Here is a 24,498-nt window from a genome sequence, read left to right as displayed (position 1 = left end):
GAAGAAAACGTCAGGTCTGCGTTCGAAGAAAAATCCAGATGACCCAAACCAAGATGCTCAAAAGTGCAGCACCAACGAGGCATAGCAGAAAAAGGCGCAGGCTTGCCGGTCGGGCGTAATCGATCAGCACATCGCACAGGCCGACCCACATGTGCGCCAGCAACGCCGCAAAGAAAGCAAGGATGGCGGGCGTCATGCCGTAGCGGTCGACCACCCATCCACGCCACTCGCCATAAGAGTGGCGTGGATGGAGCAGCAGCGAGCAGAGAAGAAACAGGATGAAGAGCAACATGTAAACGGCGCTCGCGCGTTGCACCCACCATGCAGCCAGCCCTGTGGCTCGGAATCTCACAGGAGGACTCCTGCCGCAAGCGACGCCACAGCAACGGCGCCGAGGTTTACGAACCATGCACTGCGTCGCGCTGTCCGCAACGGTGAGCCAATGTTGAAGTCGCTCAGCAAATGGCGAGTGCCGGCAAGAAGGTGGTGGGAGAGGGCCCAGAGCAATAACACAGCAAGGGCCTTGACCGGTCTCAGGCTAAATATTGCACTCGCCTCAGCAAAGCCCTGCTCGCTTCGCAGCGACTGATCCAGTAGGTAGACGCCGCAGGGCACAACCACAGCCAGGAGAATGCCGGTCAGTCGATGGCCGATGGACGTCCAGGCACCCACGGGCATTTGAATCCGCAGAGGATTCAGGAATGATGGGCGTGAAAATCGAGGCATTGGTGTTTTGGAGCAGCAAGGTAGCGGTGAGCGATCGTAGGTCGCTCACCGCTCAAAAACAGGATGCACGACAAGCTCACGATCGAAGTCTTGCCATATGTGTTGATTTCCATCCAGAAGTGACCCACTGAGCCCGGCGATCTCCATCTAAAACTGACCCACGTAAGAACCCTAACCTGCTGCTTTTGGTGGCAGGAGCACAGGAGTGATTGACGTGGCGACACTGAGTGTCAGTCCAAGTCCACCCCCGAGCATCCTACCTGCGTGAGTGCTGCGCGACGTACTCCTTCAGCGCTCCGTCCATACGGGACTGCCAGCCCTCGCCGGTGGCGCGAAAGAAGTCCACGACCTCCCTGCTGTACCGCACCGACAGCAGCACCTTGCTCGATGCCGAGCGCGGTCGGCCGCCACGGTTCACCGTCGCCCGGGCCAGCATGTCGTCCGTCAATTCCGGCAACTCATCGTATTCCAATGCCTCCCCCTTGTGGGCATCCACCTTCGCCAGATCAGACCCCAAGCTGCGGACCGATCCGCTCTTGTTCGCGTTCATTGGCTTTCCTCATGCTGAAGATATGGCGATCCGCGACACGCGCGGGTGTATCCGACCACGACCATGCGCCCTGCCAGGAGGCCGAAGCAGATGATTCGGATTTCACCGTAGTCCTTGCGGTCGTCTTCAACCTCCAAGGTATTGCCCTCGAACACAATGGCGGCATCAGCGAAATCCAGACCCCGCTCGGCAAGCGTCTTGGCTCGCTTGACGGGGTCGAAGGTCATCTGCATAGGTTATTGCAGCTACACAAACCATCTGGCGCAAGGCCACTTTTCGCACGAATTGGGCGCCCCGACTCCGTGATCAGATCGGTCAGGCCCGGTGTTGTCTATGAGCGCTTGGCACCGAGAAGCAAGGCCTTTGCGGCTTCTATCCGCAAAGCCAGAGGCGCCGTCTCGTCGTTCATGACGCCTCTGAGAAAACGTACCGGATCTGCGTCCACTTGCTCGCACGTCCGCACTTCGGCCCGCGCGGGTACCTTCAAGGCAACTGGTTCGCGAGACTCACTCACTTCGATTGCACCAAGCTGGCTCAACGCGGCTTCGAATGCAACCTGTTGAATGGGCTCGAGCGCGCGCAGAAGCGTTGCCTGGCCTTCGGCGTTGAGAGGAAAGTCCAGCCACGGCGTATCGGCAAACACCGATGCCAAATCGGGGGCGACGAAAGCCGACCAGCGATCCGGGCTGATCTCGACGGGCGGCGCAACCGGGAATTTGGCCGTCTCGGTCATCCAACGTACGAGGGTCGACCCGAGGTCTGACAGGTACCGTGCACGGAGACCCTGCAGAAAAAGCTCGCCGGCATTCGGCGAAATCGGCGCGGCCAGGGAGAACCACAGCTGCAGTCCGTCGACGCCCGAGACCGCAATGGCAGGTGCAGGAAGGCCGAGATCCGATTGGGCACCCTTCCAGACCGAAGAAAGCTGTCTCCAACTCGCGGGTAGCGCCAACTCCAGCACCAAGGCTCGGATGCCACGCTGGCGCCCTTCATGTCCGACGCTCGGGGTGGCGCCATCTGCGGCTTTCGCGCCCAGTCCGTACAGGCGATCAAGTTCAAATTGCAATTGGCTCATACCGACCATGCTAGTCGACGATGTTTTCGCGCCGTATTTCTCGCAACCTGCGAACGTCCACTGTCGGCATTGGAGGAGGGCCCAGAACGGACCCGGTCATCCGGCTCGGGGCGTGGGGCGTGCGGTGTGTCGGGCCTTGGCCACGTGCCCTCTGGCAACGCATTCGCCAAGCACATCGAGGGGGAAGCCCGGGGCCAGGACGGACGCCCTTTGGCGATGGCTGACAACTGTCAGCCCAGCAAGCCTTGTTATGTCAAAGATGGAGCGTTCGATACCTCCACTCCCCCAGAATTCAAGGAGAACGGGCCTTCGTGGCCCGTTCAGTTCTTCTTCGCAAGCGTCGCAATTGGAAGGACGAAGGTCAGTGGGTTGCTGCCGAGTGCAGTGAAGCCGTGATGCTCGTAGAACGCAGCGGCCGTCTCGTCCTTGGCATCGACAACCAACGCGAAGACGCCCATGCCCGACTGCATTGCGCGCAGCCCTGCATCCCACAGCAGCGCCGCTCCGAGTTGCCTCTTCTGAAACGCAACGCTCACGGCGAGACGGCCAATGCGTGCCACAGGAACAAGGGGATAGCGCGGCAACTTCTTTACCATCGTCTCGGAAAGGTCTGTGAGGGGCACGCTGCCTGCTGCCAGGGTGTAGTACCCAGCAATCGCATGTGATTTCGCGTCGATGGCGACATAGCATGCGCCGGTGCGGCGGCGTATGTCCTGCGACGCTTGCTCTCGCAAGTACTTGTCGAGCGAATCGCTCCCGCAGACAAAGCCCGCGCGGTCATGCTCGGGCGCAAGCGCTTCTATGCGGAACTGAACTGTCACCGCGAGGAAGCGATCAACTTCTTGTGTGCCTTAGCCGCGCGTGCCATCGCAGGAGGGAGCGCGGGGGGATCGAGCAGCAATGCGGCAAAGCGCTGCTGTTCTTCCATCGAGAGGCGAATAATCTGCGTCTGCTCAATCGTGCGACGCGCGGCTTCTTGCGCGGCTCCGACGAGGAAGTCACTGAGGCTGCGTCCTTCGATTTCCGCGGCCCGTCGGACCACTGCCAGGACATCGGGCGCTATGCGAGCTTCGACACGCTCGGTTCGGGTGGTATCGGACATGGAAACCCTCTCTTTCCTCTCAATGTACGGTATTTTGCCGTACAAATCAAGAGAAGGAGATTCTTCCTTTTCCAGGGCTTTGTCACGTTGGCGATGCCACGTTGCAAAGCTGGCAGCGGATCAAAGGCTCAGAAGACGGCAAACGGATCTTGGGCGTTGCCGGTGAAAAGACGCCATGATTCGAAGCGCGCAGCCAACTGCTTGCGATAGATCGAGGCACGCAACAGGTGGCGTTTGAGTGCGAAGTGTTGGCGGATGGGCCCGAAGCTGGAGAGAAAAGTCTGGGTCCGCTCCGGCCAGCGAAATCCTCGCATGCGCCGCTCGCGTTCACGGGTGGGCTGATGGCTGTTCTCGGCACGGTTGTTCACGCGCGCACAGGCCTTCACGAACACGTGCCGCACGTTCGCAAGCTCCGGGATCTCGGCCTTCGCGGCCGGGTAGCTGCGCAATCGGTCGGTGACGATCTTGCGTGGTGCCTGCGGCAAGGCGGCAAGCACGCGCTTGAAGAAACGCTTTGCTGCGACCTTGTCGCGGCGTCTCTGGACCAGAACGTCGAGTTCGGCGCCATGCTGATCGACGGCACGCCACAGCAGATAGGTTTCCCCGCGCAGCGTCACGAACATTTCGTCCAGATGCCAGGTCGATCCCAGCTTGCGGCGGGCACCCTTGGCGTCATGCGCAAAGCGCGCGCCGAATTTGTCGCACCAGCGCCGGATCGTCTCGTAGCTGACGACCACACCGCGCTCGAACAAAAGCTCCTCGATGTCGCGCAGGCTCAGTTGAAATCGAAAATACCAGCGCACCGCCTGACTGATCACCACCCCGGGGAACCGATGACCGTGATAGAGCAACCTCTTCTTTTGCATCGAAGAAGCTTACGCCATCGACAACGTGACAATGCCCCTCCAAGGTATCGCCCTCGAACACGAGGGGCCCCCGACTCCAGGCTGGGCCGCCTCGCCCACCTTCGCCGCGCGTCGAACGCTCGGCCATGATCTCTCAGCACGAAGGAACGATTCGGCATGCCCGACGTGCAACGCCACTACTTCATGAGCCGGGCTTTTCGCCTAGCGGCGATCCTCCGGCACCGGCACGACGTGCTGCTTGGCCATTAGCATATAGCGCAGGTCCATTGTGCTCATCCCCAGGGGCGCCAGCCGGCCGCGGAACGCCGAGTCGAAGACCTGCATGACATCCTCGAAGCGCCAGTCAGTGCGTTCGACGGCAGGATGCATCACCGCCGGATGCGTCATGAGCTGCAGCGTGTCGCCGTGCACGCGCAGCACCTGGCCGTTGACGTCGTGCGCGGCGTCGGAAAGCAGGAAGGCGATCGCCGGTGCATTGCAGCGGGGATCGACGCTCACGCGGGCGGCGGTCGATTGCCCGTGCTCGCGCATGTACGCGTCGGTGCGGGCCGTGAGGGCGGTGGTCGCGATCGGCGATACGGCATTGACGCGCACGCCGTACGGCGCGGCGTCGATGGCCCAGCAATAGGTCAGCGACGCCAGCCCGCCCTTGGCGGCGCCGTAGGCGGCGGCCGACCCGATGCCGGCCTGGGCGCCGGAGGTGATGTTGACGATGGCGCCGCGGCCGGCCTTGAACATGTGCTTCATCGCGTGGATGCCGGCGAAGTACGAGCCCATGAGGTTGACCTCGAACAGACGCCGCGAGCGCGCCTCGTCGTGCTCTTCGTCCGGCGCGCCGAAATAGATGACACCGGCGTTGTTGACCAGGCCGTCGATGCGCCCGTGAAGCTGGACGCAGCGCGCGATCAGCGTTTCGCAGGCCTGCCACGAGGAGACGTCGGCGACCTGCGCATCGGCCCTCGCGCCGGTGCGTGAGATCCCGGCCGCCACGTCGGATGCGGCGGCCTCGTCGATGTCCGACACCACGAGGCTCGCGCCGAGTTCGGCCAGGTAGTGCGCACAGGCCGCGCCGATGCCCTGGCCGGCACCGGTGACGATGATGGCCTTGTCGGCGAGTGGCGTGGAAGCGGAGAGTCGCATGCGGCGGGCTTTCGATGCTGGGACGGTGCCTGCCATCTTGGACCTGTGGCGTCAGCGTCGGCAAGCCGGCTCGGCGCCGGCGGCGAATTCGGCACGTACATGATGCTTCTGGTGAAGCCCGTTCCCTCGCGAAGCGCATCGGGCTACGCTTGCTCGATACGGTACGGCGGCGAGGACAGGAGACCCAGTGATGATCGATGCACCCCATTGCGGATTGAGCGACGCGCAGGTGGCCACGGTCCAGACGGCCTGCGCCAGCGTGCTGGCGTGCTACTGCCATTGTGCGGACAGCCGCGACCACGCAGCCTTCGCCGAACTGTTCGCACCCGACGGCGTGTGGAAGCGCCCCGGAATGGTCATGCGAGGCCGCGACGAGATCCGGCGCTTCATGGATGCGCGGCCCACCGGTCATGTCACCCGCCACGTCTGCGGCAGCATTCATGTCGAGGTGATCGACCAGGACCATGCGCGCGGACTCAGCTACACCACGGTGTACCGCGATCCGGCCTATGGCGGCACGGGGCCGGCGAAGCTTGTTCAGCCGCAGATGGTCGTCGACTACCGTGACGAGTTCGTGCGCATCGACGGACGATGGCACATCGGCGCGCGGCATACCACGGTGGTGTTCTCGGACCAGGCATGACACCCCCGGCTGCAATGACGGTCTGCAACCTCCAGGTACGGCTTCATTCGCTGCCGGACGGCGCGGTCGGCATCGGGAATTTCGAGCTGTCGCGCGCGCCGATGCCGGTGCCCGGTCCGGGGCAGGTCCTCACGCGGACCCTGTACCTTTCGCTCGATCCGTACATGCGCAAGCGGATGCAGGAGGCGCGGCAGGGCCGCGCCGCGCTGCGCCCCGGCGACCCCATGATCGGCCGCACGCTCGGCGTGGTCGAGGCCGGCGCGGCGGGCGGATTCGCCGCGGGCGACCTGGTGCTGGGATGGGCCGGCTGGCAATCCTTCGCCGCGCAGGACGCCGAGCGCCTCATGCGCGTGACGCCGCTCGAGCCTTCCTCTTCGCCTTATCTCGGCGCGCTGGGTCGCCCCGGCATCACCGCATGGCTGGGGATGGTCCACCTCGGACAGGTGCGGCAGGGCGAGACGGTGCTGGTGTCCTCGGCGGCGGGTGCCGTCGGCAGCGTGGCGGCCCAGATCGCCCGCCGCTTCGGCGCCCGGGTGATCGGCATCGCCGGCGGCGCCGGCAAGTGCGCGTGGCTGAAGGGCGAGCTGGGCTTCGACGAAGCCGTCGACTACACGGCCTTCGACTTCGAGCGGCAATTGGAGCAGGCCACGCCGTCGGGTGTCGACCTGTGCTTCGAGTCGGTCGGCGCGGCCGTGCTCGACGCCGCTCTGTCGCGGATGAATCCGCGCGGCCGCATCGCGTTGTGCGGCCTGCTCGGACACTACCAATCCGATGCGGCGCACGCCTTCGCGAACTTCGCCCGCCTGCTCGATCGGGGACTGGCGCTGCAGGGCTTCCGGATCGACGACTTCGAGGCGCAGCATGCGCAGGCCGCTGCCGATCTGGCCCGGTGGTGGCACGAGGGCGCACTGCGCCAGCACGAAACCATGACCGAAGGGCTGGAGAACGCGCCGGCCGCCTTCGTCGGCATGCTGGCCGGCCGGGGCTTCGGAAAGCACATCGCCCGGGTGTCCTGATCCGCCAGAGCCCGGCTGCGCAAGACCTGGCACCCAAACAATCACATGCATGTGATCTTCGGGCGATGTGCGCGTCAGGCGCAGGTCGCCGATAGACTTTTCGTGCACCAAGGAGACACCCATGCTCGCGACACGCGCCACGGCGCTCTTCGGCATCGCCGCGCCGATCTTCGCGTTCTCGCATGCGCGCGAGGTGGTGGCCGCGGTCAGCCGCGCCGGTGGCATGGGGATCTATGGTGCGAGCACTTTTTCTCCGGAGCGTGTGGATGCGGACCTGGCATGGATCGCGCACCATGTCGATGGCAAACCCTTCGGTGTCGACGTCATGATCCCGCTGAAATCGGATGGCAAGGGCACAGGCACCGATGTCCGGACGCTCGAAGCCGCGCTCGAGCAATCGATCCCCCAGGGCCACCGGGACTTCACGGAGAGCCTGCTTCAGCGTTTCGGTGTGCCGCCGCTCGCCGAGGCGCTGCCCAGGCCTGACGACGGCCGCCCGGGTGGGCCCGGCTGGCGCTCGTCCTGGTACGAATTCCGCCTGGGCGCCGTCGAAAGCGGCGCGCTGATGCATGTGGAGATCGCGCTGCGCCACCCGATCGCGCTGCTGGTCACCGCGCTCGGGCCGCCGCCGCCCGATGTGCGGGCGCGCGCACGTGAACGCGGCATCAGGCTCGGCGCGCTGGTCGGCAGTCCGCACCATGCGCAGCAGCAGGTCGATGCCGGCGTCGATCTCATCATCGCGCAGGGCACCGAAGCGGCGGCGCACACGGGCGACATCTCGACCCTGGTGCTGGTGCCGGAAATCGTCGAGGCGGTGGCGCCGGTGCCGGTGCTGGCGGCCGGTGGCATCGGCTCCGGCGCACAGCTGGCCGCTGCGCTGGCGCTCGGCGCCGAAGGCGCATGGACCGGTTCCATCTGGCTCGCCTGCGCGGAAAGCGACGAGCCCGCCGCCGTCGTCGAGCGGCTGCTGGCCGCGCGTTCGACCGACACCCTGCGCTCGCGCTGCCGCACCGGCAAGCCGCTGCGGCAGCTGCGTTCCGAATGGAGCGCCGCCTGGGAGGCGCCTGACGCGCCGCCGATGCTCGGGATGCCCAGCCAGCATCTGCTGACCGCGCAGGCCGAGGAGCGCATCCAGCGCCATGGCCGCGCAGACCTGACGACCATCCCGGTCGGGCAGGTAGTGGGCCGCATGAATCGCGTGCAGTCCGCAGCCCAGATCGTTTCGTCGATGGTCGAGGACTGCGAGTCCACGCTCGTGCGCATCCGGCGCATCAGCAGCAATTCCAACCAGGAGACTCCATGAGATTGAACAAGAGGCGCATCGTGATCACCGGCGCCGGCTCGGGCATCGGCCGCGAGACGGCGCGCGTTTTCATGCGCGAGGGTGCGCGCATCGCGATGCTCGACATCGACCTGCCCGCCATCCAGCAGTTGGCGGTGGACAACAGGGCCTGGGCCATCGGGACCGACGTGCGCGAAGAGGCGTCGGTGGCTGCGGCGATCGACCAGGCGGCCCAGGCGATGGGCGGCATCGACGGCGTGGTCAACTGCGCCGGCGTGGCCAACGGACTGCCCTTCGAAAGCACCGACTATGCATCCTGGAAGGCGCAGATCGACACCAATCTCAACGGCACCTTTCTCGTGTGCCGCGAGGCGACGCGGTGGATGCGCAAGGAAGAGACAGCTTCCATCGTCAACCTGGCATCGGCCCAGGCGCTGCTGCCGACGGGCAGCAGTTCGAGCTACACCGCCTCCAAGGGCGGCGTCGTCGCTTTCAGCAAGACGATCTCGTTCGAACTGGCGCCGAAGATCCGCGTCAACGTGGTGTGTCCTGGAACCACCGGCACACCGATGGTGCAGGCCATTCTGGACGGTCCCAATCCCGATGCCGTGAAGCGAAACATCGCCGCGGTGCCGATGGGCCGCCTTGCAGCGACCGCCGAGATCGCCGACCTGATCCTGTTCCTCATCGGGCCGGAGTCGACCTTCATCACGGGCACGGCGATCGCGGCGGACGGCGGGCGCACGCGCCACTGAAGCAGGCACGGTCTCACGACGTTCCGGCAGCGCCGGCCGCCGCAAGGAGCCCTCGATGACCGCACAGCTCGATGAAGCGCTGCGCGGCCGGGTTCTCCATGCCTTCGATGTAGGCGAGCGCGAGCGTTGTCTCCATGGCCGGCGATGCCGCATCCAGGTCGAGATAGGCCACATGCTCCCCGCGGTGGCCGCGCATCACCTCGGGCACGAGCGCCACGCCCAGTCCGCTTTCGACGAGTGCGAGGACGGTGGCGATCTGGACCGCCTCCTGGCTGATGTCGGGAACGAAGCTGGCGGCCTGGCATGCGGCCATCGCCGAACCGTGCAGGCCCGGCGCGCCGGCGGCGCTGTACATGACGAAGCGCTCGCCGCGCAGCTCGGCCAGGGGCAGGCGCCGGCGCTGCGCCAGCGCATGGGTGCGAGGCAGCGCGGCGATGAAGCGGTCGCGCTGCAGGGCCACCAGGGTCGCCGCGCTCGGCTGCATCAGCGGCGCGCGCACGAGACCGACGTCCAGTGCGTCCTCGTTCAACATCTGCACGATGCTCGTCGACGTGGCTTCGCGCAGGACCAGTTCGACGCCGGGATACTGGCCGCGAAAGAGCGGGATCAGGCTCGGGATCAGCTGGTAGATCGCCGAGCCCACGAAGCCGATGCGCAGGCGTCCGGAGGTCCCCTCGGCCGCCTCGCGTGCGGAGCGCGCCAGCTGTTCGCCCTGATAGAGCAGCCGGCGCGCCTCGGCCACCGCGGCTTCGCCGCTGGCTGTCAGCAGCACGCCGGTCGATGTGCGCTCGAACAGGCGGCTGCCCAGTTCGGTCTCCAGCTTCTGGATCGACACGGACAGCGCGGGCTGCGCGATGTGCAGGCGCTCCGCGGCGCGGCTGACGTTGAGTGTTTCCGCCAGGACGACGAAATGCCGGACGCGTCGCAGGTCCATGTCGTGCTACTGCGGGAAGTACGCGGCCAGCGTCTCGCGCATCGTCACCACCAGTTCGGCGCGGCGCTTCTTCTGCACTTCGCTGATGCCGCCGAGACCGATCACCAGCGCTTCGCCGCTGTCGGTGACCGGCAGCGGCATGGCCAGCACGGCGCCGCCGGGCGTGACCAGGTCGGCGGTGAAGGCATAGCCCAGGCGCCGGACTTCGCCCAGCGTGGCAAGCAGCCCTTCGGTGGCCACCGAAGCGATCGCGCCGGTGCGCGCCTCGGCATTGATGCGGTGCGCGATCTTCTTCACTTCGGTGTCCTCCATCGTGCCGAGCAGCGCGTAGCCGGTGCCCGATGCGGCGAGCGGGCGCAGCGCGCCGCGCGTCACCTGCAGGCGCGCCATGCTGGTGGCCTGCAGCACGTGGATGTACTGGGACCACACACCGTTGCGAATGGCCAGGACCACCGCGTCGCCGGTCTTGTGCTGCAGCTCCTCCATGCAGCGCAGGGCGGTGCCGCCGACGAAGAGCGGGCTGTTGACCCAGTTGCCCAGCAATGCCACGCGGCAGCTCGGCAGGTAGGTGCGCGCCGCGCGGTCGAAGTACAGGTAGCCCATCGCCACCAGGCTGCGCAGCAGGGCCGAACTGCTCGATTGCGGCAGCTTGAGGATGCCGGCGATCTCCACCACGTTGGCGGCACGCTGGATCTCGTCGAAGTATTCGAGGATGCGCAGCACGCGTCCCGCGGATTTGACGACCCCGTCCGGCAGCGGCGGCCGCGCGCCGACGACGTGCTTCGTCTCTGCAACCCATTTCTTTCGCATGCGGCGATGTTAGCGGCAGGGTGCGTGGCCCCCCACACTTCGCATGGATGTGTTGATTGCGCGCGATGCGCCTGCCGACCTTGTCGCGCTGCGGCGTGCTGCCTACGATTTCGCCATGCCATTGAACGCCCAAGCCATCCTCGCGCATCCCTTCGCCGACATCGAGCAGGTGCTCGACGACAAGGCCTGCATGCTGTTCGCGTTGTCCATCGGTGTCGGCAGCGATCCGACGGACCTTGCCGAGCTGCCGTACGTGTTCGAGGAAGAGCTCCAGGCGTTCCCGACACTGCCGATCGTGCTCGGCCATCCCGGTCCCTGGATGGCGAACCCTGCGATGGGCATCGATCGCCAGATGCTGGTCCACGGCACGCAGCGGCTGGAACTGCACGCGCCGTTGCGGCCGGGCGCGCCTTTCGTGGCGCGCAACCGCATCCTCGAGCTGGTCGACAAGGGCGCCGACAGTGGCGCGATCATCGTCACCGAGCGCACGCTGTGCGACAAGGCCAGCGGCGCGTTGCTCGCGCGCATCGAGTCGGGCACCTTCTGCCGCGCCGACGGCGGCTTCGGCGGACAGCGCGATCTCTCGCACGACTTCAAGCCCGTGCCCGATCGCGCCGCCGACCAGGAATGCCGCATGCCCACGCAGCCGAATCAGGCGCTGTGGTATCGGCTCAACGGCGACCGCAATCCGCTGCATGCGAGCCCCGCGTTCGCTGCCAGGGCCGGCTTCCCGCGGCCCATCCTTCACGGCCTGTGCACCTATTCCGTCGCCGCTCACGCGCTCATGAAGATGGCCGGCGCCGCGGCCAGGCTGCGCTCGATCGAAAGCCGATTCACCAAGCCTGTGTTCCCGGGCGAGACGATCCGCGTGCAAGCGTGGAACGAGCCGCACGGCATGGCGTTTCGCGCGCATGTGGATGCGCGCCAGGCGGTGGTGCTCGACCGCGGGCTCGCGACCTTCGCTTGAGCCCGCGTCGAGGAAGATCAGCCCTTCTTCGGCCGCAGCGCGTCCCACTGTTCGGGCGTCCACTGCATCAGGTCGTCGACGCCGTTGGTGCGCAGGCCCTTGGCGCCGTCGATGGTGATGGCTTCGCCGGAAATGTAGGTCGCCAGGTCGGACATCAGGAATGCGTAGAGGTCGGCCAGTTCGCTGTGCTGGCCCACGCGGCCGAGTGGAATCATCGGGGCCGGATCCGCCGTGCGGCCGGCCTGCAGCTTCGCCGCCGCGCCGGGCGTTGGAAAGTTGCCGGGCGCCACGCCCACGGTGCGGATCTGCCGTGGCCCCCACTCGACCGCCAGCGTGCGCAGCAGCGTCAGGAGGCCGCCCTTGGCCACCGTGAGCGGCAGCATGAAGGGACGCCCGTCCTCGAAGCCCGCGGCCAGCGTGTACATCAGCAGGCCCGGCCGGCGGTCCGCGATCCAGCGCCGGCCGGCTTCGAGCGAGACGTAGGTCGCGCCGTGGAGCGACACGCGCAGCACCGCGTCCACCGCGCGCGAGGACAAGGTCTCGCTGCGCGCGAGCATGGTGCCGGCGGCGTTGTTGACGACCACGTCCTGCGGGCCGGCCTGCCACGCCTGGTCCATCATCTGCGCGACCGCCTCGCCTTCGCGGATGTCGCAGGCGATCGCCGTGGTCTTCTTCTGGCCCAGCGCATCGAACTCGGCTGCTGTCTCGCTCAGCACCTCGGCGCGGCGGCCGACGATGGTGAGCTCGGCGCCCAGTTCGACCGCGCGCCGCCCGACCGTCTTGCCCAGGCCCGTGCCGCCGCCCGTGATCAGCACGCGCTTGCCCGCCAGCATGGTTTCGCTGAACATCGATGTCTCCTTGAATGGGAATGCGGCGGAGGACTCAGCGCCCGCGAAAGACCGGCTTGCGGCGCTCGGCGAATGCGGAGCGCGCCTCGTGGTTGTCGTCGGTCATGGCCAGCAGCGGCTGCAGGCGCTGCTCTTCGGAGAAGGCCTGTTCCAGGCTGGCGCAGCTGCTGTTGGACAGCGACTTGATCGCCGCGAAAGCCAACGGCGCGATCTGCGCCAGGCGCTCGGCCGCGGCGCAGGCCATCGCGATGAGCTCGCCTTCGGGTGCCAGGCTGTCCACCAGGCCCGTGTCCAGCGCTTCGCCGGCCGGCACCACGCGCGCACTCAGCATCATGTGCTGCGCGCGCGCGGCGCCGACGCGGCGCGGCAGCGTGTAGAAGAGTCCGGCATCGGGGACCAGTCCCACCTTGCCGAAGGCGGCGCAGAACTGCGCGCCTTGCTGTGCGACGACGGCATCGCAGGCGGTCGCCAGCGACAGCCCGGCGCCGTAGGCCTTGCCCTCCACGGCGGCCACCACGGGTTTGGGTGCATTGCAGATCACGCGCACCAGCTCCTGCAGCCGGCCCAGCTTGTGGCGCAGCGTGCGCGCCAGCAACTCGGGTGCGGGTCGCTCGCTCTTGATGTCGCCGCCGGCGCTGAAGTTGCCGCCCGCGCCGGCCAGCACGACGGCGGAACACGCGTCGTCCAGGAAGCATTCGTGCAACGATTCGATGAGCGCATTGCGCATCTCGAGAGAGACGGCATTCATCTTTTCGGGTGCGTTCATCGTGAGGACGGTGACACGGCCCAAGGCGGTCTTTGAAACGGGTTCGCTCATGAATTCATTGTAGGCAGGCACCTGCGCCGCAAAGGCCGATCCGAGGCGTGTGCGCGAGGGCGCAACGCCAATATGCACATATGTGATGAATAGCCGCGTGCGCTGCAGCAGCCTCGCTGCGCGCGTTGCCCGATGCTCTAATCCGCAACACCCATGGACCTGAATTTCAGCCCCGAGCACCGCGCGTTCCGCGCCGACGTGCGGCGCTTTCTCGCCGACAGCCTTCCCGACGACATTCGCGCGCGCACCCTGCGCGGCGAGAAGCTCTCCAAGGCCGACCACATCCGCTGGCAGCGCATCCTGGCGGCCAGGGGCTGGCTCGGCCATTGCTGGAGCAAGGCCTATGGCGGCACCGGCTGGGGCCCGATCGAGCGCTTCATCTGGGACGAAGAAGTGCACCTCAACGGCGCCCCGCGCGCCAACATCCCGGCCATCGACCTGCTGGGGCCGCTGATCATCCATTACGGCACCGAGGCGCAGAAGCAGCGCTTCCTGCCGCGTATCCTGACCAGCGAGGACTGGTGGTGCCAGGGCTTCTCGGAGCCCGGCGCCGGCTCCGACCTCGCGGCCCTGAAGATGCGCGCGGTGCGCGCAGGCGACCACTACGTCGTCAACGGCACCAAGCTGTGGACCAGCTATGCGCACGATGCCAACTGGATCTTCTGCCTGGTGCGCACCTCGCTCGAACAGAAGAAGCAGGCGGGCATCTCCTACCTGCTGATCGACATGGCGCAGCCCGGCGTGACGGTCTCGCCCATCATCACCGTCGGCGGCGTACATGCCGTGAACCAGGTCACGATCGAGGACGTGCGCGTGCCGGCGGAGAACCTGCTGGGCCCCGAGGGTGACGCCTGGGCCATGACGCAGTACCTGCTGAGCTACGAGCGCATCGTCGGCGCCGGCCTGGGCGCGTCCACCCGCTACCTGGTCGAGGCACGCGCGTTCGCCGAGCGCACGCTGCGCGGCGGCGTGCCGCTCGCGCGCATTCCGCGCACGGCGCAGAAGCTGGCGTCGCTCGAGGCCGACCTGATGGCGCTCAAATTCACCGCCTACCGCGTGCTGGCCGACGAAGTGGCGGGCAAGGCCGAGGCCTCCATCGTCTCGGTGGTGAAGCTGCGCGGCGCGCAACTCCAGCAGTCCATCACCGAATTCATGATGGAAGAGGGCGGCCCGCTCTCGATCCCCGACGTGCAGACCTTGCCCGAGGGCGGCCCGGTGATCCCCGAGGCCGATGCCTATCACGCGCAGCAGGCCATGGACCGGCGCAAGCTGACCATCTACGGCGGCAGCGCCGAGATCCAGAAGAACATCATCGCGCGGCGAATCCTGCGCATCTAGGCATCCGACGTGGACTTCAGCTATTCATCCGATCAGCAGATGCTGCGCGATTCCGTGCAGCGCTATCTCCAACAGAAGTACGACTACCAGCAGCGCGGCGTCATGCTGAAGGCCGGCGGCTTCAGCGCCAAGGTGTGGCGCGACTTCGCCGACTTCGGATGGCTCGGTGCCGCGCTGCCCGAGGAAGCGGGCGGCTTCGGCGGCGGCGCCCTCGAGGCCGGCATCCTGATGGAGGCCTTCGGCCGGCGCCTGGTGCTGGAGCCCTACCTGTGGACCGTGGTGGTCGGCGGCGCGCTGCTGCAGCATGGCCCGCAAGGCGCGACACGCGATGCGCTGCTCGCGCAGATGGTGGCCGGCGAACTGCAGCTGGCACTGGCCGCGCTGGAAGATGACGTGGGCCAGGACTTCGCGCGCGTCGACACCATCGCCGTCGCGAACGGCGAGAGCTGGGTGCTGAAGGGGCGCAAGCGCGTGGTGCCGAACGGCGCGATCGCGCACCGGTTCTTCGTCAGCGCGCGCAGTGCCGAAGGCGTCAGCCTGTTCCTTGTGGCCAGGGACGCGCCCGGCCTGCGCATCCGCAGCTTTCGCAGCAACGATGGCCAGACGGCCGCCGAACTGACGCTGGAGGACGTCCGGGTGCCGCGCTCGGACATCGTCGGCCGCCTCGGCGAGGCCGTGCCGCTGCTCACGCTCGCCGCCGATCACGGCAGCGCCGCGCTGTGCGCCGAGGTGGTGGGCTCGACCGCCTACCTGGTGGACAGCACCTGCGAGTACCTCAAGACCCGCGAGCAGTACGGTGCGCCGCTGGCGAAGTTCCAGGTGCTGCAGCATCGGCTGGCCGACATGTACGTGGCGGTGGAACTGGCGCGCTCGATGGCCCTCGTCGCCGCGGCTGCGCTGACCGATGCCGGCAAGTCCGAACGCGAGCGGATGCACGACATCTCCGCGGCGCGCGTGCAGGCCATCCGCTGCGCGCGCCTGGTGGGCCGCGATGCGGTCCAGATGCACGGCGGCATGGGCATGAGCGAAGAGCTCGACATCAGCGCGCATTTCAAGCGCCTCATGCTCACCACGCTGCTGCTGGGCGACGAGGACTTCCATCTGGAGCGCATGGCCGCGCTCGGCTAGGGCGCGGGTTCGTCCTTGCTGTCGGGGGCCGCTGTGCGCGCCTCGGCATGCGCCTTCGCGATGTGCCGCGCCAGCGCCGGCAGCTTGTCGCTGCGGCGCAGGCGGTGGATGAAGTTGTCCTCGGCCGTCCATGCCGGAAGATCGGCGTCCGGCGCCTGCTCGCCCCAGAACTCGCGCCACGCATCGAACGGGTCGTGGAACGGCGCGGCCGCGGGCGCAGTGTCCGGCCAGCGGTCTTTGAGCGGACCGGTGGGCGGGTCTTCCAGCGCGGTGGCATAGAGGCGGTTCTGCACGCGGGCGCGGAAGTACCAGCGGCCTTTGTCGCGCCGGTAGCGATCGTGATAGAGGTTCTGCAGCACCACCCAGCGCGGCCCCTGCGTGGTCTGCACTTCGTGCTCGCAGCGGCAGGTGACCAGACCCTGAGCGTTGTCGGCATCGTCGAACTCGATCACGTGGTTCTGCACCTGGTGCGAGGTGGCGGTGAAGCCGCGCAGCACGCGATCGAAGACATCCTTGAGTGCGGCCCGCCCGCGCGTGCCGGGCCCGGTGCGGATGTCTTCGACATACAGGGATACCACGGCATCCAGATCGCGCACGTCGATCGCCAGCGCGTACTTGCTGGCGAGCTGCCGGATGCTGTCGAGCGACTCCAGCCGATCGAGGCGCGCCGCGAAATCTTCCGGCAGCGATGGATTCACGGCCTCTCTCCTGGTGTCTCTTCGGGGTCGGCCTATTGTGCGCAGCGTCACTGCAAGGAGCAACACAAGCAGCGCGCCAGAACCAATTCGACATGCATGTGATGAGTTGCCGCGCGCCCTCGCGCGAGGCGCGAAAGCAGGCGTGCTCTGTTAGCCTCATCGCGTCCTGGCGCGCCCTCGGCGAGCCGCATGCCTGCAGAGCGAATCCATTGAGTTCTACCATCATTTCTCCTTCCCAACCCTCCAGCCTCGACGCGCTCTTCGCGCCGCAATCGGTGGCCGTCGTCGGTGCATCGAACGACTGGCGTCGCTTCGGGGGGCGCGTGCTGCACTACCTGCGTCACGCCGGCTTCGGCGGCCCGCTGTACCCGGTGAATTCCGTGCGCGACGAAGTGCAGGGCATCAAGGCCTACCCGAACGTGGCGGCGATCGGCAAGCCCTTCGATTGCGCCATCCTTTCCATCACCGCCGAAGAGACCGTGCAGACTTTGCGCGATTGCGCGCAGGCGGGCGTCAAGTCCGCCATCGTCTACGGTGCGGGCTTCGCCGAGGTGGGGGCCGAAGGCCAGGCGCGGCAGGACGAGGTGGTGGCCATTGCACGCGCCAGCGGCATGCGCATCCTCGGCCCCAACTGCATGGGCCTGGTCAACGCCCGCGCCGGCTTCGTCGCCACCTTCGCGTCGGCCTACGAACAAGGCCTGCCCGAGCCCGGCCGCATCGGCGTCGTCACGCAAAGCGGCGGCTATGGCGGCTACATCCTGCAGCACGCGCAACTGCGCAAGCTGGGCCTCGGCTATTTCGTCGCCACCGGCAACGAATGCGACGTCGACATGGGCGAGGCGCTGGACTGGGTGGCGCGGCGCGACGACGTGGACATCCTGCTGGGCTACCTGGAAGGCGTGCGTTCGCCGGCCCGGCTACTGCAGGCGCTCGACACGGCGCGCAGCCGAAACAAGCCGGTGGTCATGATGAAGGTCGGCCGCACGCCCGAGGGCCGCGCCGCCGCCGCCTCGCACACCGCATCGCTCACCGGCGAGGACGCCGTCTACGACGCCATCTTCCGCGAGTACGGCGTGTACCGCGCCCGCACCACCGACGAGCTGCTGGACGTCGCCTACGCGCTGTCGCGCGGCAAGCGCCCGCACGGGCCGCGCACCGCCGTCATCAGCATCTCGGGCGGCGTCGGCGTGCAGATGGCCGACTTCATCGCCGACGCCGGCCTGCAGCTGGGCGAGGTGCCGGCGAAGACGCAGGCGCAGCTGCGCGAGATCGTTCCGTATTGCTCGCCGCACAACCCGATCGACATGACCGGCCTGGTCACCGCCAACCACGACATGCTGGGCCGCACGCTCGAACGCGTGCTGGAAAGCGATGCCTTCGACGCCATCATCCTGTTCCTCGGCATCGTCGGCATGGCGCCCAGCATGGCCGGCCCGATCTGCAACGTGCTCAAGGAAGTGGCGGACCATCATCCCGATCGCCTGCTGCTGCTGTCCGTCACCACGCCGCCGGATCTGCGCGAGACCTACCACGATGCCGGCTTCCTCGTGTACGAGGATCCGTCCGAGGCCGTGAAGGCGCTGGCGGCGCTGTACCGCTTCGAGCAGTTCTACCGCCGTCCGGCCGCGGTGGCCGAGACGCCGCCCGCCTTCGCGGCGGACCTGGTGCCCATCGGCACTGCGCCGCTCAACGAGGTGGAAGCGAAGCGCATCGTGGCCGCGTGCGGCATTCGCTCGCCCAATGAGATCGTCGTGCACAGCGCCGACGAAGCGGCTTTGGCGGCCGAGCGCATCGGCTTCCCGGTCGCGGTCAAGGTGGTGTCGCCCGACATTCTGCACAAGACCGAGCACGGCGGCGTGGCCTTGCGCCTGGCCGATGGCCCCGCCGTGTTCGATGCGGTGCGGCGCATGGCGGACCGCCTCGGCCGCGAGCTGCCGCAGGCGCGCATCGAAGGCTACCTGGTCTCCGAGATGGTGACCGGCGGCACCGAATGCATCCTCGGCGTCGCGCCCGACCCGACCTTCGGTCCGGTCGTCACCTTCGGCCTCGGTGGCGTGGCGGTGGAACTGCTGCGCGACGTCGCGATTCGCCTGGCGCCGGTGAGCGTGGCGCAGGCGCACGAGATGATGCGCGAGCTGCGCACCTGGCCGCTGCTCGCAGGGTGGCGCGGTGCGCCCGAGGGCGACATCGACGCCATGGCCCAGGCCATCTCCGCGCTGTCGCACCTGGCCGTGTCGCGGCGGGAGGACATCGGCGAGATCGAGGTCAATCCGGTGGTCGTGCGTGCGCGCGGGCAGGGCGTCGTCGCGTTGGACGCGGTCGTGCAGCGGCCCGCCCGCGCCGGGCACGAAGGCAACGAGAAGGAGCATCCATGACATCCAGCGCCGATTCGCCCGTCGTCACCTTCGAGCGCGAGGGACCGGTGGTCGTGCTCGCCCTCAACCGGCCCGACACGCGCAACATGATCAGCACCGAGCTCACCGATGCATTGCTGGAGGCCTTGGACCGCATCAATGCGGACGTGTCCATCAAGTGCGCCATCCTCACGGCCCACGGCAACGTGTTCTGCGCCGGCGGCAACCTGAAGGCGATGCGCGACCGCGAACATCACTTCGCCGGCGGCCCGTCGGAGATCCGCCGCTACTACGACCGCGGCGTGCAGCGCCTGGCGCGCGCCTTCATGGCGGTGGAAGTGCCGGTCATCGCCGCGGTGAACGGACCGGCCATCGGCGCCGGGCTCGACATCGCGCTGATGTGCGACCTGCGCATCGCTTCCGAGAAAGCCGTCTTTGCCGAGAGCTTCATCCGGCTGGGCCTGGTCTCGGCCGCGGGCGGCAGCTGGCTGCTGCAGCGTGCGGTGGGCCCGGCCATCGCGGCGGAACTCACATTGACCGGCGATGACTTCGACGCCCGCCGCGCGCTGGAACTTGGCGTGATCTCTCAGCTGCTGCCGCCGGAGCAGCTGATGCCGCGCGCGCGCGAACTCGCCGGGCGCATCGCGCGCCATCCCTCGCACGCGATCCGCATGAACAAGCGGCTGCTGCGCGATTCGGCCGGGCAGTCGCTCGAAGCCTCGCTCTCGCTCGCATCCAGCCTGCAGGGCCTGGCCCAGCACACGGCCGACCACGCAGAGGCCGTGGCCGCGGCGCTGGACAAGCGCAAGCCGGTCTACACCGACAAGTAGCACCGGCGCCGACGACCCCTCGCAAAGGAAACGACGAATGATCAACCTGATGGACATGACCGGGCGCAACGTGATGGTGACTGGCGCCGCGCAAGGCATCGGCCTGCATGCGGCCAAACTGCTGCACGAACTCGGCGGCAACCTCACGCTGGTGGACACGAATGCGGGCGCGCTGGCGGAGGCCACTGCTTCGCTCGATGCGCAGCGCGTGCTGACCAAGGCCGGCAGCGTGACCGACCGCGCCTTCGTCGAAGCCGTCGTCAAGGAGGCCGCGGCGCGATTCGGCGGCGTGCATGCGCTGGTGAACAATGCCGGCATCACCCGCACCGCGATGATCTCGAAGATGACGCCCGAGCAGTGGCAGGCCGTGATCGACGTCAACCTCACCGGCGTCTTCAACTGCCTGCAGATCGCCGGTGCCGACATGGTTCGCCGCGCGGATGCGGGCGACAGGGAGCCCGGCACCATCGTCAACATCTCCTCCGACGCCGGCCGCAAGGGCACGGTGGGGCAGATCAACTACGGCGCCGCCAAGAGCGGCGTGCTGGGCCTCACGATGAGCGCCGCGCGCGAGTGGGGCCGCTACGGCATCCGCGTGAACAGCATCGCCTACGGCGTGGTCGCCACCGAGATGACCGAAGTCGTGCGCAGCGAGAAGTTCCGCGACAAGTACCTGGCCAACATTCCGCTCGGCCGCTTCCTGGAGCCCGACGAGGCGGTCAAGGCCATCGCCTTCATGGTGTCGCCGGCCAGCAGCTTCATCACCGGACAGCACCTGTCGGTGAACGGCGGTTCGCACATCACCGCATGAACCCGCGCCTGCTGCATCCGCGTTCGGTGGCCGTCGTCGGCGCATCGGAGGACGCGGGCAAGACGCGCGGCAAGATGCTGCGCTGCATGAAGGACGGCGGCTTCACCGGCCCGGTGTACCCGGTCAACCCGGGCGGCTACGCCACGATCCAGGGGCTGAAGGCCTATGCCTCGCTGCGCGATCTGCCCGAAGTGCCGGACCTGCTGCTGATCGGCATTCCCGGCGCTGGCGTGCCTGCGCTGATCGAGGAAGCCGCGGCCATGGGCTGCGCGGCCGCGATCGTCTTTTCTTCCGACATTCCCGAGGCGGAGCTCGAGCGTGCCGCGCGCTTGGCGCGCGAGAAAGGCATGTCCATCCTCGGCCCCAATACCGAGGGGCTCTATCTGCCGAAGGCGGGCCTCGCCGCGACCTTCGCGCACGTGGTCGAGGAGTGCATCGACCACCCGCCGCCGCGCCGTCCCTCGAAGCGGCCGGTGGCCGTGGTCTCGCAAAGCGGTGGCATCGGCTTCGCGCTGTTCGGACGCGCCCTGGCGGAGCACCTCGATGTCCACAGCGTGACGACCACCGGCAACGAGATCGACCTCGAATGCCTCGATGTCGTCGAGCAGCTGATCGATGGCGGGGAGATCGGCGTCATCCTGCTGTTCATCGAGGGGCTGAAGAATCCGCGCCGCTTCGCGGCCATCGCCGAGAAGGCGGCGGCCCGCGAGATCCCGATCGTCGTCATGAAGATCGGCCGCTCCGAGGCCGGGCAGCGCGCCGCCGTGTCGCACACCGCGCACCTGGCCGGCGCCGATGCCGCCTACGACGCGGTGTTCGAGCGCCACGGCGTGATCCGCGTGTCGGACGCCGAGGAAATGCTGTCGGTCGCCGCGGCCTTCTCGCTCATGCCCTTCATGCGCGGCGGCCGCACGGCGGTGATCACCACCTCCGGCGGCGCGGGCGGCTGGGCGGCCGATCTGCTGTCTGCGCAGGGCCTCACGCTGCCGCCCCTGAGCGATGACGTGCAGCAGAAGATCAAGGCGCTGGTGCCGGCGCTGTCGTCGGCCGGCAATCCGGTCGACACCACCGTCACCGCCACCGAGAACAAGGGGCTCGCCATGCTGGGCGTGATCGATGTGCTCGCGCGCTCGGGCGAGGTGGATGCGGTGCTGGTCAACATGGGCCTGTCGCCGCGCGGCCGCGTCCAGGGCATGGCGCCCGCGCTGAAGCCCTTGCTCGAACGTTGCGGCATCCCGGTGCTGTTTCATTCGCATATCGCACCGTCGGAAGAAAACCTGGCGGCGCTGGCCGACATCGGCGCGCATGGCTTTCCCTCGTTTCGCGCCTGTGGCTGCGCGCTCGAGGCGCTGCGCCGCTATGGCGGTTTTCAGGCGCGCCGGCGCGAGGCCGCGAGCCGTCCGCAGGAACAGGCGACCGCGCCTTCATGGTTCCGGTCGAACGCGCTCGCCGGCGGCGTGCTGGGCGAAGCCGACACGCGCAGGCTGCTGGCCCACTACGCCATTCCCGTGCCGCCCGCCGCCATGGCCACGAGTGCGGGGCAGGCATTGGAGCAGGCGCGCGAGATGGGCTTTCCCGTGGTGCTCAAGATCCAGTCGCCGGACATCGCACACAAGACGGAGGCTGGCGGTGTGGTGCTGGGCGTGGAAGAGCACGCGCTCGAGGCGGCCTACGCGCGGCTGCTGGACAACGTGCGCCGCCACGCGTCGCAGGCCCGCATCGAGGGCGTGCAGGTGCAGAAGATGATGCCGCCTGGTCACGAGATGGTCGTGGGCATGGTGCACGATGCGGATTTCGGTCCGCTGGTGATGCTGGGCTTCGGCGGCATCTACGTCGAGGTGCTGAAGGACGTGGTGTTCGCGCCGCCGCCGATCTCGCATGCGAACGCGCGGCGCATGATCGACGGCCTGAAGGCGGCGGCCATCCTCAAGGGTGCGCGCGGCCGTCCGCCGGCCGACCTCGACGCGCTGGCGAAGCTGCTGGGCGCCGTCGCGCGGCTGGCCGCGGAGGGCGAAGGCGTGGTGGACCAGATCGATTTCAATCCCGTGCTGGTCTATCCCGAAGGCCAGGGCGTGGTGGCCGTGGATTCGCTGATTGCGGTCCGGCCGCCGCAATGAACGAGGGACAGACGATGAACCCAGAGAACGCCGCGCAGGCGAGCGCCCCGGCACAGACCGATGCGCAATTCCAGAAGCATCTCGACGAAGGCCGCTTCATGATCCAGCGGGCCGTCAAGTCGGGCCGCGCCTTCTTCTACCCGCGCGTGGCCGAGCCGCTGACCGGCGACACCGCGCTCGAATGGTTCGAGCCCAGCGGCCGCGGCATCGTGTACTCGACCACGGTGGTGCGCACCAAGCCGCCGGCGGAGTCGTACAACGTCGCCCTGATCGACCTCGAGGAAGGTCCGCGCCTCACGAGCAAGGTGGTCGGCATCGCCGCCGCCGACGTGCGCATCGGCATGAAGGTGAAGGCGCGCATCGAGCCCGGCGACAAGGCGCTACTGGTGTTCGAGCCGGTGGAAGGGGGCGCGGCATGAGCGGCATGGGCTTTCCGCGCGGCAAGACCGCCGTGGTGGGCGCGGCCACCTATGGCATGGGCTCCGCGCCCGGCAACGAGGCGATCGATCTCGCGGCGAAGGCTGCGCTGCTGGCGCTGGCCGACGCCGGCCTCAAGCCTTCGGACGTCGACGGCCTGTTCACCACGCTGCCGCAGGACCCGCTGTCGTCGCTCACGATGGCCGAGTACTTCGGCATCCATCCCAAGGTCACGGACAACCTGCGCACCGGTGGCTCGTCGTTCCAGATCCAGGCCATGTGGGCCGCGCTGGCGCTCGATGCCGGCCTGTGCGACGTGGCGCTGATCACCTACGGCAGCAACCAGCGCTCGTCCGCGGGCGGCCTGGTCTCCGGCGGCGGCACGCCGATCGTCCACGAGCACCGCTACAAGCCGATGAATCCGCCGTCGTCCTATGCGCTGGCCGCGGCGCGCCACATGCACGAATACGGCACCACGCGCCACCATCTGGCCGAGGTGGCCGTGGCCGCGCGCAAGTGGGCGCAGCTCAATCCCGACGCCTTCATGCGCGAGGACCTGAGCATCGACGACGTGCTGAATGCGCGCATGGTGTCGGATCCGCTGACGGTGCGCGACTGCTGCCTGGTGACCGATGGCGCGGCCGCGGTGGTCATGGTGCGCGCCGAGCGCGCGCGCGATTTTCCGCACCGGCCGGCCTACCTGCTGGCCTCTGCTTCTGCCACCTGGCATCGCTCGATCGCCAACATGCCGGACCTGTGCGTGACGGCCGCCACCGAGAGCGGCGCACGCGCCTATGCACAGGCCGGGCTGACGGCGAAGGACATCGACGTGGCCGAGCTGTACGACGCCTTCACCATCAACACCATCCTGTTCCTGGAAGACCTCGGCTTCTGCGCCAAGGGCGAAGGCGGCGCCTTCGTGGCCGATGGCGCCATCGCGCCGGGCGGGCGGCTGCCGGTCAACACCAACGGCGGCGGCCTGTCGTGCGTGCATCCCGGCATGTACGGGCTCTTCACGATGGTCGAGGCTGTGCAGCAGGTGCGCGGCACCGCGGGCGCGCGGCAGGTCGAGGGCGCGAAGGTCGCGATCGCCCACGGCAACGGCGGCGTGCTGTCGAGCCAGGCGACGGCGATCTTCGGTTCGGCGGACACGCTGTAGCCGCCGCACGGGCGAGGGCGGCACCGAACCGCAGCAGGCACGGAGTACCAATGAATCACAGATGTGCGCAATCGCCTGGTCCGGGGTAATCACGTTTGAATCTGCACGCTCGCGC

Annotated in this window: 27 protein-coding genes; 13 read left to right on the top strand and 14 right to left on the bottom strand. The window is 67.8% G+C overall.

Annotated elements, in window-relative coordinates; all coding sequences use genetic code 11:
* Positions 1–10: 10 nt before the first annotated feature.
* The 9 genes from sdhD to E5P2_RS33840 form a co-directional block, all read right to left on the bottom strand.
* On the bottom strand, positions 11–409 hold the full coding sequence (gene sdhD / locus E5P2_RS33880) for a succinate dehydrogenase, hydrophobic membrane anchor protein (protein ID WP_269475715.1): 399 nt from the start codon (positions 407–409) through the stop codon (positions 11–13).
* A complete protein-coding gene (gene sdhC / locus E5P2_RS33875; protein WP_162571449.1) occupies positions 349–726 on the bottom strand; it encodes a succinate dehydrogenase, cytochrome b556 subunit in 378 nt (125 codons plus the stop codon). Before sdhC ends, sdhD begins: the two co-directional genes overlap by 61 nt.
* 256 nt (positions 727–982) lie before the next feature.
* Positions 983–1,276: a BrnA antitoxin family protein gene (locus E5P2_RS33870; RefSeq protein ID WP_162571448.1), complete on the bottom strand. Its 294-nt coding sequence runs from the start codon at positions 1,274–1,276 to the stop codon at positions 983–985.
* The gene (locus E5P2_RS33865; RefSeq protein ID WP_332107576.1) at positions 1,273–1,503 is read right to left on the bottom strand and encodes a BrnT family toxin; all 231 of its coding nucleotides are present in this window, start codon (positions 1,501–1,503) and stop codon (positions 1,273–1,275) included. The genes E5P2_RS33870 and E5P2_RS33865 overlap by 4 nt, the downstream gene beginning before the upstream one ends.
* Before the next feature lie 104 nt (positions 1,504–1,607).
* Entirely contained in the window at positions 1,608–2,351 is a 744-nt protein-coding gene (locus tag E5P2_RS33860) for a hypothetical protein (RefSeq protein ID WP_162571447.1), read from the bottom strand.
* A gap of 320 nt (positions 2,352–2,671) precedes the next feature.
* On the bottom strand, positions 2,672–3,172 hold the full coding sequence (locus E5P2_RS33855; RefSeq protein ID WP_162571446.1) for a GNAT family N-acetyltransferase: 501 nt from the start codon (positions 3,170–3,172) through the stop codon (positions 2,672–2,674).
* Complete coding sequence (locus tag E5P2_RS33850; RefSeq protein WP_162571445.1) at positions 3,169–3,453, bottom strand: type II toxin-antitoxin system TacA family antitoxin; 285 nt, start codon at positions 3,451–3,453, stop codon at positions 3,169–3,171. The genes E5P2_RS33855 and E5P2_RS33850 overlap by 4 nt, the downstream gene beginning before the upstream one ends.
* Positions 3,454–3,581: 128 nt before the next feature.
* Complete coding sequence (locus E5P2_RS33845; RefSeq protein WP_162571444.1) at positions 3,582–4,319, bottom strand: IS6 family transposase; 738 nt, start codon at positions 4,317–4,319, stop codon at positions 3,582–3,584.
* Between the two features lie 201 nt (positions 4,320–4,520).
* The gene (locus tag E5P2_RS33840; RefSeq protein WP_162571443.1) at positions 4,521–5,459 is read right to left on the bottom strand and encodes an SDR family NAD(P)-dependent oxidoreductase; all 939 of its coding nucleotides are present in this window, start codon (positions 5,457–5,459) and stop codon (positions 4,521–4,523) included.
* A gap of 190 nt (positions 5,460–5,649) precedes the next feature.
* Between E5P2_RS33840 and E5P2_RS33835 the strand changes: the two genes are divergently transcribed.
* The 4 genes from E5P2_RS33835 (at position 5,650) to E5P2_RS33820 (ending at position 9,155) form a co-directional block, all read left to right on the top strand.
* Positions 5,650–6,102: a nuclear transport factor 2 family protein gene (locus tag E5P2_RS33835; protein ID WP_162571442.1), complete on the top strand. Its 453-nt coding sequence runs from the start codon at positions 5,650–5,652 to the stop codon at positions 6,100–6,102.
* A complete protein-coding gene (locus tag E5P2_RS33830) occupies positions 6,099–7,118 on the top strand; it encodes an MDR family NADP-dependent oxidoreductase (protein ID WP_232080983.1) in 1,020 nt (339 codons plus the stop codon). The genes E5P2_RS33835 and E5P2_RS33830 overlap by 4 nt, the downstream gene beginning before the upstream one ends.
* A 121-nt stretch (positions 7,119–7,239) precedes the next feature.
* A complete protein-coding gene (locus tag E5P2_RS33825; RefSeq protein WP_162571440.1) occupies positions 7,240–8,421 on the top strand; it encodes an NAD(P)H-dependent flavin oxidoreductase in 1,182 nt (393 codons plus the stop codon).
* Positions 8,418–9,155: an SDR family NAD(P)-dependent oxidoreductase gene (locus tag E5P2_RS33820; protein WP_162571439.1), complete on the top strand. Its 738-nt coding sequence runs from the start codon at positions 8,418–8,420 to the stop codon at positions 9,153–9,155. Before E5P2_RS33825 ends, E5P2_RS33820 begins: the two co-directional genes overlap by 4 nt.
* Positions 9,156–9,168: 13 nt before the next feature.
* Here E5P2_RS33820 and E5P2_RS33815 read toward each other — a convergent pair whose 3' ends face one another.
* Complete coding sequence (locus E5P2_RS33815; protein ID WP_162571438.1) at positions 9,169–10,089, bottom strand: LysR family transcriptional regulator; 921 nt, start codon at positions 10,087–10,089, stop codon at positions 9,169–9,171.
* Between the two features lie 6 nt (positions 10,090–10,095).
* A complete protein-coding gene (locus E5P2_RS33810; RefSeq protein ID WP_162571437.1) occupies positions 10,096–10,899 on the bottom strand; it encodes an IclR family transcriptional regulator in 804 nt (267 codons plus the stop codon).
* Positions 10,900–11,014: 115 nt separating this feature from the next.
* Here E5P2_RS33810 and E5P2_RS33805 point away from each other — a divergent pair, with 115 nt between their 5' ends.
* A complete protein-coding gene (locus E5P2_RS33805; RefSeq protein WP_162571436.1) occupies positions 11,015–11,866 on the top strand; it encodes a MaoC/PaaZ C-terminal domain-containing protein in 852 nt (283 codons plus the stop codon).
* Between the two features lie 17 nt (positions 11,867–11,883).
* On the opposite strand, the gene E5P2_RS33800 is transcribed toward E5P2_RS33805, so the two are convergent.
* Positions 11,884–12,714 (bottom strand): SDR family oxidoreductase, encoded by an 831-nt coding sequence (locus tag E5P2_RS33800; protein ID WP_162571435.1) that lies wholly within the window; start codon positions 12,712–12,714, stop codon positions 11,884–11,886.
* Positions 12,715–12,748: 34 nt separating this feature from the next.
* Entirely contained in the window at positions 12,749–13,531 is a 783-nt protein-coding gene (locus tag E5P2_RS33795) for an enoyl-CoA hydratase/isomerase family protein (protein WP_162571434.1), read from the bottom strand.
* A gap of 153 nt (positions 13,532–13,684) precedes the next feature.
* Here E5P2_RS33795 and E5P2_RS33790 point away from each other — a divergent pair, with 153 nt between their 5' ends.
* Complete coding sequence (locus E5P2_RS33790; RefSeq protein ID WP_162571433.1) at positions 13,685–14,869, top strand: acyl-CoA dehydrogenase family protein; 1,185 nt, start codon at positions 13,685–13,687, stop codon at positions 14,867–14,869.
* Between the two features lie 9 nt (positions 14,870–14,878).
* Positions 14,879–15,997, top strand: a complete 1,119-nt coding sequence (locus tag E5P2_RS33785) for an acyl-CoA dehydrogenase family protein (RefSeq protein ID WP_162571432.1) — start codon at positions 14,879–14,881, stop codon at positions 15,995–15,997.
* On the opposite strand, the gene E5P2_RS33780 is transcribed toward E5P2_RS33785, so the two are convergent.
* Positions 15,994–16,695: a nuclear transport factor 2 family protein gene (locus tag E5P2_RS33780; protein WP_232080982.1), complete on the bottom strand. Its 702-nt coding sequence runs from the start codon at positions 16,693–16,695 to the stop codon at positions 15,994–15,996. The two genes, E5P2_RS33785 and E5P2_RS33780, sit on opposite strands and share 4 nt — an antisense overlap.
* A gap of 209 nt (positions 16,696–16,904) precedes the next feature.
* Here E5P2_RS33780 and E5P2_RS33775 point away from each other — a divergent pair, with 209 nt between their 5' ends.
* From E5P2_RS33775 to E5P2_RS33750, 6 genes are read left to right on the top strand one after another with little or no spacing between them, the layout of a single operon-like run.
* Positions 16,905–19,070 (top strand): acetate--CoA ligase family protein, encoded by a 2,166-nt coding sequence (locus tag E5P2_RS33775; RefSeq protein WP_162571431.1) that lies wholly within the window; start codon positions 16,905–16,907, stop codon positions 19,068–19,070.
* Complete coding sequence (locus tag E5P2_RS33770) at positions 19,067–19,879, top strand: enoyl-CoA hydratase-related protein (protein ID WP_162571430.1); 813 nt, start codon at positions 19,067–19,069, stop codon at positions 19,877–19,879. Before E5P2_RS33775 ends, E5P2_RS33770 begins: the two co-directional genes overlap by 4 nt.
* Before the next feature lie 37 nt (positions 19,880–19,916).
* A complete protein-coding gene (locus E5P2_RS33765; protein ID WP_162571429.1) occupies positions 19,917–20,690 on the top strand; it encodes an SDR family NAD(P)-dependent oxidoreductase in 774 nt (257 codons plus the stop codon).
* A complete protein-coding gene (locus tag E5P2_RS33760; RefSeq protein WP_162571428.1) occupies positions 20,687–22,807 on the top strand; it encodes an acetate--CoA ligase family protein in 2,121 nt (706 codons plus the stop codon). Before E5P2_RS33765 ends, E5P2_RS33760 begins: the two co-directional genes overlap by 4 nt.
* A gap of 14 nt (positions 22,808–22,821) precedes the next feature.
* Complete coding sequence (locus E5P2_RS33755) at positions 22,822–23,226, top strand: Zn-ribbon domain-containing OB-fold protein (protein ID WP_162571427.1); 405 nt, start codon at positions 22,822–22,824, stop codon at positions 23,224–23,226.
* Entirely contained in the window at positions 23,223–24,383 is a 1,161-nt protein-coding gene (locus tag E5P2_RS33750; RefSeq protein WP_443083575.1) for a thiolase, read from the top strand. Before E5P2_RS33755 ends, E5P2_RS33750 begins: the two co-directional genes overlap by 4 nt.
* Positions 24,384–24,498: the final 115 nt, after the last annotated feature.

Origin of the sequence: Variovorax sp. SRS16 (genome assembly GCF_901827165.1) — a bacterium.
In the GTDB taxonomy this organism is placed as follows: Bacteria; Pseudomonadota; Gammaproteobacteria; order Burkholderiales; family Burkholderiaceae_C; genus Variovorax.
The sequence above is the reverse complement of the archived record's forward strand: the minus strand, read 5'-3'. Positions and strand labels throughout refer to the sequence as shown.